This is a genomic window from Enterobacter sp. K510 (assembly GCF_055804875.1).
The window spans coordinates 189,076-201,749 of the sequence record NZ_JBNRLQ010000009.1 but is presented as its reverse complement, the minus strand read 5'-3'; the positions used below and the strand labels follow the sequence as shown (position 1 = coordinate 201,749).

Genomic DNA, 12,674 nt, shown 5'->3' with positions numbered 1-12,674 from the left:
GCCTGTAAAAGCACGTCTCAGGTCAGTAAGCGCAGCGTCACCCGGCAGGTTAAAGGCTTAGTAGCCCATGTTTTTCTTCTTCTCTAACTCTTCTTTCGCGGTATCCGGCAGGTAGAGCGTCGATTTGGTGATGGTGACTTTTTCCGGCTGCGTGCCGTCTTTTTTGAATTTTTCCAGCGCGTCGAAGGCCGGGCCGGCCATGTTCGGCGTCAGCTCAACGCTGGCGTTGGCTTCGCCGTCGATCATCGCTTTATAAATATCCGGCACGCCGTCAATGGAGCCGGTCAGAATATCTTTGCCCGGTTTGAGGCCCGCTTCTTTGATCGCCTGGATCGCGCCGATCGCCATGTCGTCGTTATGGGCGTAAACCATGCAGATGTTTTTGCCGTTGTTTTCCGCCTTGATGAAGCTTTCCATGACCTCTTTCCCTTTACTGCGGGTGAAGTCGCCGGACTGGGAACGGATGATTTTGATATTCGGCGTTTTGCTGATCGCCTCGGCGAAACCTTTCTTACGGTCGATGGCTACGCTTGCGCCAACGGTGCCCTGCAACTCCACGACGTTACACTGTTTGTCGCCGACGGTTTTTGCCAGCCATTCGCCGATCAAGCGGCCTTCCAGCACGTTGTCGGCGGTCACTGTGGTCATGTAGAGCGACTTATCTTTCACATCAATATTACGGTCAAGCAGGAAGACCGGGATCTCCGCCTCTTTCGCTTCTTTCAGGACCGGCTCCCAGCCTGTCGCCACCACAGGCGCGATAAAGATCGCATCCACGCCCTGGGCAATAAAGGAACGAACGGCTTTGATCTGGTTCTCCTGTTTTTGCTGACCATCGGCAATTTTCAGGGTAATTCCACGCTTTTCCGCTTCGCTTTTCGCAACGCTGGTTTCTGCGGCGCGCCAGCCGGATTCAGATCCGACCTGCGAAAAACCGACGGTTAAGGGTGCGGCCATCGCCATAGACGACATGGCTGCCGAAACTGCTGTGACAAGAAGTAAGCGCTTCCACATAGGGACATCCTCGTAGGGTTATTGTTGGCTATAACTTCACCTGCCCGGACACTATAGACAACCAGAGATGTAACAGAATGCGTTACATCACACTTCAGAAAAGTGAACGAAAGGTTAACAACCAGATGAGATCCAGCGCGCGAAAAGTGATGTTTTAACAGACCTATGACATACCTGGCATTTGCGGAATTTTTGCGTTTGACGTGGTCGCAAATCGCGCTGTGTAAACGCTTCCACAAATTTATTCAGTATGCAGCTAACTTTATGGACAATCCGCGCGTCAGATTGCTCCTGAATCCGTTATCAACAGACGACACGGCTGAAAACAGCCAGAGACTTTCCCAGGGAGTTAGCTATAATACCCGGCACTTGTTTGCACACATTTTAAAGGAAACAAACATGAGCTTATTGAACGTACCTGCCGGCAAAGATCTGCCAGAAGACATCTACGTTGTTATCGAGATCCCGGCCAATGCCGATCCGATCAAATACGAAATCGACAAAGACACCGGCGCGCTTTTCGTTGACCGCTTCATGTCGACTGCAATGTTCTATCCGTGCAACTACGGCTACATCAACAACACCCTGTCTCTGGACGGCGACCCGGTAGACGTGCTGGTACCGACGCCGTACCCGTTACAGCCAGGCTCTGTTGTACGCTGCCGTCCGGTTGGCGTGCTGAAAATGACCGACGAAGCGGGCGAAGACGCCAAGCTGGTTGCGGTTCCGCACACCAAACTGAGCAAAGAATACGATCACATCAAAGATGTGAACGACCTGCCGGAACTGCTGAAAGCGCAGATCACTCACTTCTTCGAGCACTATAAAGATCTCGAAAAAGGCAAATGGGTGAAAGTGGACGGCTGGGACAACGCAGAAGCGGCTAAAGCTGAAATCGTGGCTTCTTTCGAGCGCGCGGCGAAGAAATAATTTCCTTTCAGGCAGGGCGTTCGCCCTGCCTGTCAGCGATTAACGTTTGCTCCTTGATTCAATCTCCGCTTCAAGTAATTCGAACAATTGCTGCTTCAGCGCTTTCAGCTCATCATTTTCTGCCAGCAAGGGGATGCAGTTTTTATGTAATACCACGTCATTAAAGGACCCCATCCCGCCAAACTGCCTTTTTAAAATATCGACCGTCTCTTCATAATCCCGATCCAGTTCAAGCAGCGCGCGCTCGAAGAATCTGACCCAGTTATCCTCTTCACCGAATACAAGAAGCGGGATCATTTTTTCAATGGTGCGTTTAATTTCACTTTTCATTTTAAAACTCCGTTACTCAATACCTTTGCTTCAGGAATTGCCCAGGGAGAAAGAACGACGACCTGTTCTGTCCCGCCTGAATAGAGATCGGTTTGATAACCGACCTTCCCGACATAGACCTTTGTCCCGACCGGGATTTGCAGTTCATAAAATCGATTAGCAGGAGATTTTCCTCCATCCGGCCAAACGGGGCGTATCGCTTTATCAATACGCGACTGCAATACGCCAAGCGGCTGCTCATAGGCCAGAAATTCTCCCCACTCGCGTCCCTCCCTTCCACTGCGGTAGAACACCGTATCCTGCGATAGCGTAATCTCTTTATATACGCCTCCCGCAAATGTTTTTGCATACTTTGATAATAACGGGCCTGGATTTATCGCCGAATACTCCCCTTCAATTTTGCCCAGCACATGCAGGCCTGGGGTTGTTTTTTCAAGCTGTGCCAGCTCGCTGGCTATACCGAGCCTTCCAACTCCCAGGCCTGCGGCGACAGAGGCGACGGCTATTGCCGCGCCGACCGTTTTTTGATTCAGTACCTGGTCGTAACCCCGAACGGCATCACCGCCCAGTTTCTCGGCGGTCTCTCTGAAACCTTGAATATTGCCATTATAAATGCCGCCTGCGGCCAACAGACGTCCAGCCGCGGCACTATTAATCGTGCCGGGTTTGTTGGGCGTAGAGGGGACAAAGAGCTGGTTGTAATCCTCAGGGAATACGAGCGAGTAAAATTCAGTATTACTGATAAGATGTTTGCACAGAATATAACTATATCTGACGGACACCATTTCCGTATCAAAATTATTATTAGTGAAGCAACTACTAATTGCGGAGAGCCTGACGCCTCTGAGTTGGATAAAGTAGTATTTATCCCATCGCCCGTACCGGTTTAGCCTGTAAAAGAAGAATTCAAGAAAGAGTTGCTCATTATTGACTAGTGAATTGACCAGTAACGGCGAACTTTTATCAATGAGTTTATTAAAAAATAGTTCTCTGTAGTTAGCGTTGTTACGAGTACTCGTTAATTGATTAGTTAATGAAAGCGTTAAAATTTCATTCTCATGTCCATTTTGCCATCGATTCCCTATGGATTCAGTCGTACCGCATCCATCAGAAATATCGCCCTGTTGCTGCCCTGTTATTTTCAGGTAAACAATATTACTCATCCCTTATTATCCCTCTGTCTCCTTTTGACATACGAGATATAGTGGGATAAGGCATTATATTATGTCTGCGGAATCGTCCACATTTCTGCTTTAGCAGAACAACAAAAAACAACGCCACCCGAAGGTGGCGTTGTATTAATACCGGTCCCGATCCAGCCAGTTTCCCGTTTCAATCCAGGTGCGCCCGTCGACCGGACGCTGGTACACGTACATCCATGCACTGCCGTACGGTGTCTGGATCAACTGACGTTTATACTCACCGCCTGCGGTGCGTAGCGCATCCAGTTCGGCAAGGGTCGCCGAATCGATACGATAGACTTCCCCCTGCACATGGCCCGCACCGGGCACCGCGCCAGGGTAGTGACCCAGACTGTACAGTCGAAAATCTTCAACATTATGATCGCCCAGCCACTGAGCGTTGGTCATCCAGTGGCTGTTGCCTTGCTTGCGTCGTAAACTGCCGTAGACAAATATTCGCATTGCTAAAACTCAAACTGATAGAGCAAATCAAGTGCCTGATCTATGCCAGACACCGCTTCGAGATAAAGCTTAGGCATCAGGCGATAGCGCAGCGTGAGCGTTGCCAGAGAATCAAAAATACCCACCCCATACTTCACCTGCAGACCCGGCAGTACGTAGCCACTGACCACCACCTGGGAGGAGTCCCCCACCCCGGCAGTATCCAGTGCCAGATTGCTGACGCCGAACGTCTCGCCGATTTTACCCACAACCTGCCCACTTTGTGCAACCCCCAGGCCAACAAGGGCCGAGGTCATTGCCGCGCTGTCGCTCTGATCGCTGTCGAGCGGCTGGCCGCGCAGTAAATAAGAAAGCGCTTCCTGCTGCGACATCGCCGGGTCGGAGAAGATCTCCGCCTTAGGTTCATCGGCGGTACCTGTCACCCGTACGCCTGCGATAACGTCGTTTTCGGTGGCCTCGGGGTTACGGATCGCTTCAATGTTAAGTAAAGGTTGATCCGGTGGGCCCGAGAACAATAACTCACCTTTGCGCACAATCAAATCCTGACCGTAGGCATGGAAGCGCCCTTCAGGGATATTTATTTGCCCGTTCAGGCCAAGCCCTTGATTATCCTGCGCAACTTTTAAATCGCCGTTCAGACGCGCTTTCAGGCCAAAGGCGTCCATACGTACGTTATTGCCCACATGCACGATCAGGTTACTGTTGATCGGGATGCTGGCGGACTGCGGTTTCTCCGGCTCCAGGTTGGCATTGAGCATCACTTCGTCGCTGGATACGCCGACCGCGCTCTCCGGCACGTCGTGCACCACGATGCGCGCCCACGGAATATCAATGCTGCCGTCGAGGGTGAACAGATCCGGCGTGGCGACAAACACCACGTCCGGCGAGGCATCCAGGCGGATCATCGGCGGTACGGTGATGCGTACTTTGCTGCCTTTGGCGGCAACCCGCGCGCGCCAGTTATCCAGCTGGCTCCAGTCCGCATCGCCGCTGAGGTTGATCTGCCCCTGCTGGGTGCGCACGACGCCCTGCAATGTGGAGCGCTGGCCGTTGAAGTTCATCGCCAGCTGGCTCGGCTGCATGTCGAACGGCATAAAGTTGCCGTCGATATCCACGCCGTTCAGCTGCATCTGCCCGAAGAGCTGCGGGCTTTGCGCATCCCCGGCGAGGCGCAGATTGGCGCTCAGCGTACCCGCCGCTTTTTCGCCGCGGGAGAAGATGGCGTTGACCATGCCGATAGAGAAGTTGCGGATATTAACGTTGCCGCCCAGATTACGCCGCCCCTGCGGATCGGTGATCTGCACCTGGCCATCAAACTGACCGTTATTGGTCAGCCGCATCATCCAGCCGAGATCGGCGCGGTTATCCCGCAGCCGCGCGTTAAGGTTAAGCGTGTCGAAGGCCACCAGCAGCGGCGCGTCGTTGATGGTTTGCGTCACGCGCACGTTGCGCCCGGAGAGGGTCACTTCCCCCTGCGGCAGGCCCTCTTTCGTTGTATCCCAGCTGACGTCGGCTTTGCCGCTGAAAATGCCGCTGGCCTGGGTGGCGTCCGGCATAAAGGGTTTTACCATCGCCAGATCGAAGCGATTAAGGTTCACCACCGCGCGCCCTTCGGCCCCGGCATCGATAGTTTGCGGTACGCACAGTTCTGCATTCGGGTTAGTCCAGCAGTGCGGCCCGATGCTGATCTTCTGCTCGCTGTTACGGTAATCCAGCGCAATCGCCCGGTTGAGGGACCAGGGGCCGACCGGGGTGGCGAAGCGGGTGTCGCTCAGATTGCCTTTCCAGCGCTGGGTGGCGCGGTCAAAGCTGCCCGCCAGTTTAAGCTGGCCGGATACCGGCTCACCCTGTACACGCAGTTGCAGCTCGTGCTGCTTTTCGCTGCCTTTTGCATCCAGCTGTACCAGGCTCAGGTTAACGCCCGGCTGCGCAATGCGCTCGGCGCGCACGTTGAGGTGACCGGCGATCTGATCGGTGGATTTCACATCGCCATCCACACGCACGCTGGCGACCGACAGCTCCTGCCAGCGCAGCGCACGGGCGGTAATATCCGCCAGCACCTGCGGCGCATCGACGGTGCCGCGCACTTTCACCAGACCTTTCGCCGTGCCGCCCAGACCCGGCAGCGCGTTATCCAGCCCCGGCGCGTTTATCACCGCATCAAGGTTAAGATCTTTAACGCCCAGCTCGCCTTTGACGTCGGCGCTGTTCGGCCCCAGTTGCAGATGCAGACCAGGGATCACCCATTGCAGATAGCTGTTCCCTTTCAGGGAACCTTCCACATTCACTTTGTTTTGTTTGACGTTGCCGGTGATTTTCAGCTGCGGGACATCCATCTGCCAGCTGCCGCCGTACAGGCTACCGCGGGTTTTGATCGCGCCGTTCAGTTTTGACGGCCAGTCCGGGAATTCTTTGGCGGTATTGATGCCGTTGAGCGTCAGATCGCCGCGCCAGCTGATCGCCTGCTGCCAGTCGAGCAGCGCTTTCAGCTCGGTTTTCCCCTCCAGCGCCGCGACGGTCAGCTTGTCGAGATTGATCTGCTGCTCATTGCCCTTCGCATCCAGCAGGATGGTGGCGGGCGGTACGCTCTGCCCTTTGACCGCCGTGCGGAACGACAGGGTGTAATCGGTCATTTTGCCGCTGAGCTTCAGCTTCAGATCGTCGGCCTGATACTGCCGCTCGCCGGTAAAGGGCCAGTACAGCTGTTCGCTCACCACTTCCAGATTCAGGGGCAGACCCGCTTCGGCGAGCTGAGTTTGCGCGCGCAGTACCATATCCACCGGACCGGAAAGATTGATGCCGACATCGAGGGTTTCACGCAGCGCGCCGCCGACCTTGAGCTTCACTTTTTCGCCTTTCAGCGGATCGACGTTCAGCGTGCTGTTCAGTGTCAGATCCACCGGCCAGTTATTGCTGAGCTGCGCGGTACCGGTGGCGTTCACCGTGCCCTGGTTCGAGTCGATATCCAGCGCATCAAGCGCCATATTGCCGTCCTGCGTACTGACTTTCAGCAGCATGGTGCGCACCAGAATATCGGTATCGCCGGTCAGACGCAGGGATTCGCCGCGAAACTCCTCGATATTGAGATTCAGCGGCAGGTGCACATCGGTCATCTCCGGCAGTACCGGCTTCGAGAACAGCTCTTTCAGCGTTTCGCCAAGCGGCTTTTCATCCGGGTGAGGGTTATTGATCTTCGGATCCACCACCTCTTCCTGCGCCACCTCCGCCACTTTCGGCAGCGCGATCAGCAGGCCCTGCAAATTCGTTGGCTTCAGCGTCAGGTTTTTCTCCTGCCAGTTCAGCCCGCTGGTGAATTCGATCACCGACACGGTGGTGTCGTCGATTTTAATGTTGATGTTATTGAGCGCCACGCGGCTTAAGGTGATGGCGTAAGGTGTGGAGAGATCCAGCGGGCCGGTATCCTCTTCTTCCACCTGTTCCGACTTCGGCATTTTCTTGCTGTCTATCGCCACGTTGATGTCTTTCAGCGACAGATCGTTAACGCACAGGCTGAAGTCACGCAGGCAGCCGAGCTTTACCGCCAGATGAATATCCCCGGCGTTAACCGCCACGCCAGGCTGGGTGTAGCTAAGATTTTTCAGATGCAGATCGCGCCAGCCGCCGGTGACCTGGCCAATTTCCAGCCCTGGCACCCAGCGGTTCGCCGCTTTAAACAGCGTATGCAGGCCGGTAGTGGTGCCCACCAGAAAGGCGACGGTGCCCAGCAGCAGCAGGATGAAGATCAGTACGCCGAGGCTTATTTTCTTCCACAAACTCATAATTCAGGCCCCAGACCGATGTAAAACTGTAATCCGTGTTCGTCTTTGTCGCCGATGGGCACGGCGAGATCGAGCTTAATGGGGCCGACCGGCGACTGCCAGCGTACGCCGACGCCCGCGCCGGTTTTGAAATCGCTGCGGCGAATGTCGCTCACCGCTTCGCCGCTGTCGATGAAGGTCGCGCCCCACCATTTCCCGGTGACGTTGTACTGGTACTCCAGCGAGCCGGTCGCCAGTTTCGACGCCCCTTTCAGCTTGCCGTCGTCATCCTTCGGCGAAATGGATTTGTATTTATAACCGCGGATACTGCGATCGCCCCCGGCGAAGAAGCGCAGATCCGGCGGCACTTTGTCGAAATCGCCGGTCTCGATCCAGCCGAGATTGCCGCGCGCCACAAAGCGATGGCGGTCGGCAAGGGTGCGGATCCAGACGTTCTGCGCCTGCAACACCGAGAAATCGACGTCCGAACCCCATGCGGTGTTGGAGTAATCAATGGAGTAGCGCTGGGAGTCGCCCCAGGTCGGCATCAGGCCGCCGCGCGAGCGGGTACGGCTGATCATTACACCCGGATAGAGCAGCATGGTAGTGTTGGTAACGTTGCCCTGGGTAAAGTGATCGAGACTCCAGCGCAGGTTAATGGCTCGCTGCCAGCCGCTGGAGAGATCCCAGTAGCGGGACACCGCCAGCGTGGTGGAATCCGCTTCCGTATCGTTCAGATCGGTGCGCTTAAGGCCGCCCTGCACCAGGTAATACTGCTCCAGCGGATTTTTCAGCAGCGGTACTTTGTAGCTGAAATCCAGTTGCTGTTCCGGGGCGGAAATACTGGCGTTGGTGATCAGGCTGTGGCCGTAAGAGTTCATCCACGGCTTTTTCCACGACGCCTTCACCCGCGGCCCGACGTCGGTGGAGTAACCCACGCCGGTTTCAATGGTGTTTTCCGTGCGCGGCGATACCACGCCATGCAGCGGCAGCACTTTGGTTTTGCGCGACTTTTCAAATTCCGGCGCGACGATCACCGAGTTAAACCAGCCGGTGGCGGACAGACGCCGGTTCAGCTCTGCCAGGTCTTTGGTCTGGTAATAATCGCCCTCCTTAAAGGGCACCAGATTTTGCAGGTACTCATCGCGAATTTGCGAGCCTTCGAAAGTCACTTCACCAAAGCGGTAGCGCGTGCCGCTGTCGTAATCAATATCCCAGAACGCCTGATGGCGATCGAGGGCGACGCCCAGCTGGCTTTTATTAAACTTGCTGTCGAAATAGCCTTTGCGCAGGGCAACGTTGGTGAGAGATTTTTTAAAGCTGTCGTAATCGTGATGATTCAGTACGGTGCCGGTAGCCGGACGGGTTTTCAGCAGGTCGAGATAGTCATGATCGGTGCGGGCGCCGCCGCGCAGGATCACATCCGTACCGCCGATACGCACCGGTTCGCCCGGCGATACGCGGGCGATCAGCACCTGGCGACCTTTGGCCGGCGGCGGGCGCAGATCAAATTCAATGGTCGGCTCGTAGTAGCCAAGCGCTTTCAGACCGTCACGGATGGCGTCATCCACGCGAGCGCGAAAGCGGCGATCGGGGGTGACCTCATCGCTTTCAATCGTCGACAGCTGTGCGCGGACGTTTTTTTGTAGCGCGCCTGATAACCCCTCTACCTGCAAACGGACGTTTGCCGCAAAGGCGTGACCGCTTGCCAGCAGTAAAGTGGCAATACCTATAAGACGGATCTGTGGCACGTTCTCTCCTGAATATCCTTGTCCTGGCCCTGGAAGGAAACCAAAATGCCGCTCCCGGCTTAACAATAATTCAACAATGCGGGTTGAAAAACAGACGACAACCTCAATATTTCTTATGTTTAAATTTAGCCGTATTTAAGGCACTTATTGTGTTAAAAGACGAGCGCCGTTACAACCCTAACCACAATTCCCTTTCCCCGGAGGCCACACCGTGAGTCTATTTGATAAAAAACACCTTGTTACTCAGTCGGATGCACTGCCGGGCCGTAACACGCCGATGCCGGTTGCCAGTCTGCATGCGGTCAATGAACACTCGATGACGCATGTCCCGGACGGGATGGACGTCGCATTTTTCGCCATGGGCTGCTTCTGGGGCGTTGAACGTTTGTTCTGGGTTTTACCCGGCGTTTACAGCACCGCCGCAGGCTATATGGGCGGTTACACGCCGAACCCGACCTACCGCGAAGTGTGCAGCGGCCAGACCGGCCATGCCGAAGCCGTGCGCGTGGTCTACGATCCGAACGTTATCAGCTATGAACAGCTGTTGCAGGTGTTCTGGGAAAATCACGATCCCGCTCAGGGGATGCGTCAGGGCAATGATCACGGCACCCAGTACCGCTCGGCGATTTACCCCCTGACGCCGGAACAGGACGCCGCGGCGAAAGCCAGCCTTGAGCGTTTCCAGGCCGCCATGCGCGCGGCGGGGGATGACCGCACGGTCACCACCGAAATCAAGACCGCCGGGCCGTTTTACTATGCGGAAGATGATCACCAGCAGTATCTGCATAAAAACCCGTACGGCTACTGCGGTATCGGCGGTATCGGCGTCTGTCTGCCACCGCAGGGCACGGCGTAAGCTTACCCCGCCTGCGCTGCATGGCGGGTCGCCTGGCTGACCGTCCCGAACTCCACCAGCCGCCCCGGTAGCAGCAGATTAAACACCGGGGCCTGCGGGCGGTTAAGCCGTGTCTGTAACAGATGTACCGCCTCCACGCCCAGCTCACGGCAGGGCACCGCAATACCGGTCACGCTGCCGTCCAGTTGCCCTTCCACATCCGTGCTGATAAGCGACACATCCTGCGGTACCTGCAGCCCGCGCTGCGCCAGCATCCGCTGAATACCCGCCGTCATATCGGCGCTGCCGCACAGCAGCGCCTGCGGCCACTGATCCGCAGGCCGGGTGTCATACCACTGCGCCAGCCGTTGGGCGGCCTCGTCGCCGCCAAAGCCTTCCGTCACCAGCAGATCTGTTGCCGCCTCAAAGGCCACATGAAAATGACGGTACGCCTCCAGGATGCCTTCCAGCCGCACAGACAGGGTTTCGCGCCGCAGGGTGGTGATGGTGAGAATGCGCCGGTGCCCGTGGGCCAGCAGATGCCGCGCGGCGTTAAAACCGATGGCGCGGTGATCCGGCGACACCGCGTCGAGGCGGCTTTCACGGTTACTGGCGTTGATCAGCACGCAGGGTTTACCGAGCGTCTGCGCCAGCCGGTGAACCGCCGGATCGTCGATGCCGATAATGATCAGCGCGCTGATATTTTTATGGCCCGCTTTTGCCAGAAAGCGCGCCAGATCGGCGTCCTGCTCCTCCAGGCTGCAATAGCTCAGGTGAACATCATGGGCGGCGGTGGCCCCGGCAATACCGCGCGTCACCGCGTGATAAAAGGGATCGCCACCCATGCTGAAAGTGCGTGCCGGGGCGAATACGGCAATGTCGTTGATCAGCAGACGGCCGCAGGCCAGCGCATCGAGCACGCCGAGCCGCCGCGCGCAGCTGACAATCGTCTCACGCGCCTTCGCGCTGGTGGCGGCTTTGCCGCTTAATACCCGCGAGACGGTGCTGACGGAGTAGCCCGTCTGCGCGGCAATGGCGTCCATTTTCAGCTTTCCTGCCATAGTGTGATCCTGCTCGCAATCAATGCCTGCAAATTTTTGCAGCGCCAGTATGATGATTTTAAAACCCTTTTTCAGAGTGCCGCGCAGTTTCCTCGCCTCCCTGCGAGCATTCTCACAAATTGTGTTTGTCGCCGGTTTGCCGCGTCTCTATTTTCCCGTTATTCCCCCTGATCCCCAAAGGTGAGCAATGAAAAAGGTTCGTTTTGGCATTATCGGCATCGGCAATATCGGCACGGTGCACGCCCGCTATCTGCTGGCCGGAAAAATCGGCGACGCCTGCCTTGCCGCCGTCTGTGATAACAATTCTGCGAAACATGCGGCGATACGCGCGCTGGTGGGCGAGGCCGTGCCGCTGTTTGATGACGCCCGGGCGATGCTGCAAAGCGGGCTTATCGACGCGGTGATCGTCGCCACGCCGCACTACGATCATCCCCGGCTGTCGATGATGGCGATGCGCCAGGGTATCCATACGCTGTGCGAAAAACCGGCGGGCGTCTACACCGCTCAGGTGCGGGAGATGAACGCCTGCGCGCGCGAGTGCGATGTGGTGTTCGGCATCATGTACAACCAGCGCCCGATGCCGCTGTATCAGAAAGTGAAGGATCTGATTGTCAGCGGCGAACTGGGAGAAATTCGCCGCTCGACCTGGATCATCACCAACTGGTATCGCTCGCAGAGCTATTACAACTCCGGCGGCTGGCGGGCGACGTGGAAAGGCGAAGGCGGCGGCGTGCTGCTGAATCAGGATCCGCACCAGCTCGATCTCTGGCAGTGGCTGGTGGGGATGCCGGTGCGCCTGCGGGCGTTTTGTCACTTCGGCAAGCGCCGGCAGATTGAAGTGGAAGATGAGGTTACCGCCTACGCCGAATACGCCAACGGCGCAACCGGCGTGTTTATTACCAGCGTCGCCGAAACGCCGGGGACTAATCGCCTGGAGATCGCAGGCGATCGCGGCAAAGTGGTGGTGGAAGACGGCGCTTTACGCTTCTGGCGTCTGCGCGAATCCGAACCGGACTTCAATGCCCGCTGGCAGCACGGTTTTGGCGAGCCGGAATGCTGGCAAGTTACCCTACCCGTCGCCGCGCCGTGCAGCGATCATCAGGTTATTACCGCCAATTTCACCGCCGCCATTCTGCGCGGCGAGCCGCTGATAGCGCCAGGCTGTGAAGGCATCCACGGCCTGACGCTCTCCAACGCCATGCACCTCTCCACCTGGACGGACGACTGGGTTGAACTGCCGCTGGACGAAGCGCGCTATCTGCAACTGTTGCAGGAGCGCATCGCGCAATCGGCAGAGAAAAACGTTGAAAACCGCACCCTGGACGCTTCCGGTACCTGGTGATTGCCAAAGG

10 protein-coding genes are annotated in these 12,674 nt (G+C 56.6%); 3 read left to right on the top strand and 7 right to left on the bottom strand.

Going from position 1 to position 12,674, the window contains the following annotated elements:
- Positions 1 to 57 precede the first annotated feature (57 nt).
- Complete coding sequence (ytfQ, locus tag ACQUTD_RS16810) at positions 58 to 1,014, bottom strand: galactofuranose ABC transporter, galactofuranose-binding protein YtfQ (RefSeq protein ID WP_318364452.1); 957 nt, start codon at positions 1,012 to 1,014, stop codon at positions 58 to 60.
- A 399-nt stretch (positions 1,015 to 1,413) separates the two neighbouring features.
- On the opposite strand from ytfQ, the gene ppa reads away from it, so the two are divergent.
- On the top strand, positions 1,414 to 1,944 hold the full coding sequence (gene ppa / locus ACQUTD_RS16805) for an inorganic diphosphatase (RefSeq protein WP_072570329.1): 531 nt from the start codon (positions 1,414 to 1,416) through the stop codon (positions 1,942 to 1,944).
- A gap of 39 nt (positions 1,945 to 1,983) precedes the next feature.
- On the opposite strand, the gene ACQUTD_RS16800 is transcribed toward ppa, so the two are convergent.
- The 5 genes from ACQUTD_RS16800 to tamA all read right to left on the bottom strand — a co-directional run bounded on the left by ACQUTD_RS16800 (position 1,984) and on the right by tamA (position 9,426).
- Positions 1,984 to 2,274: a DUF6966 domain-containing protein gene (locus ACQUTD_RS16800; protein ID WP_473276782.1), complete on the bottom strand. Its 291-nt coding sequence runs from the start codon at positions 2,272 to 2,274 to the stop codon at positions 1,984 to 1,986.
- A complete protein-coding gene (tssD, locus tag ACQUTD_RS16795) occupies positions 2,271 to 3,437 on the bottom strand; it encodes a type VI secretion system tube protein TssD (protein WP_473276783.1) in 1,167 nt (388 codons plus the stop codon). Before tssD ends, ACQUTD_RS16800 begins: the two co-directional genes overlap by 4 nt.
- A gap of 135 nt (positions 3,438 to 3,572) precedes the next feature.
- Complete coding sequence (locus tag ACQUTD_RS16790; protein ID WP_072570327.1) at positions 3,573 to 3,917, bottom strand: gamma-glutamylcyclotransferase family protein; 345 nt, start codon at positions 3,915 to 3,917, stop codon at positions 3,573 to 3,575.
- Between the two features lie 2 nt (positions 3,918 to 3,919).
- A complete protein-coding gene (gene tamB / locus ACQUTD_RS16785) occupies positions 3,920 to 7,696 on the bottom strand; it encodes an autotransporter assembly complex protein TamB (protein WP_318364456.1) in 3,777 nt (1,258 codons plus the stop codon).
- The gene (gene tamA, locus ACQUTD_RS16780; RefSeq protein WP_072570325.1) at positions 7,693 to 9,426 is read right to left on the bottom strand and encodes an autotransporter assembly complex protein TamA; all 1,734 of its coding nucleotides are present in this window, start codon (positions 9,424 to 9,426) and stop codon (positions 7,693 to 7,695) included. Before tamA ends, tamB begins: the two co-directional genes overlap by 4 nt.
- 211 nt (positions 9,427 to 9,637) lie before the next feature.
- Between tamA and msrA the strand changes: the two genes are divergently transcribed.
- Entirely contained in the window at positions 9,638 to 10,282 is a 645-nt protein-coding gene (msrA, locus tag ACQUTD_RS16775) for a peptide-methionine (S)-S-oxide reductase MsrA (protein WP_072570324.1), read from the top strand.
- 2 nt (positions 10,283 to 10,284) lie between these two features.
- On the opposite strand, the gene ACQUTD_RS16770 is transcribed toward msrA, so the two are convergent.
- Positions 10,285 to 11,322 (bottom strand): substrate-binding domain-containing protein, encoded by a 1,038-nt coding sequence (locus ACQUTD_RS16770; RefSeq protein WP_473276787.1) that lies wholly within the window; start codon positions 11,320 to 11,322, stop codon positions 10,285 to 10,287.
- Between the two features lie 187 nt (positions 11,323 to 11,509).
- Here ACQUTD_RS16770 and ACQUTD_RS16765 point away from each other — a divergent pair, with 187 nt between their 5' ends.
- Positions 11,510 to 12,664, top strand: a complete 1,155-nt coding sequence (locus ACQUTD_RS16765) for a Gfo/Idh/MocA family protein (RefSeq protein ID WP_473276789.1) — start codon at positions 11,510 to 11,512, stop codon at positions 12,662 to 12,664.
- Positions 12,665 to 12,674: the final 10 nt, after the last annotated feature.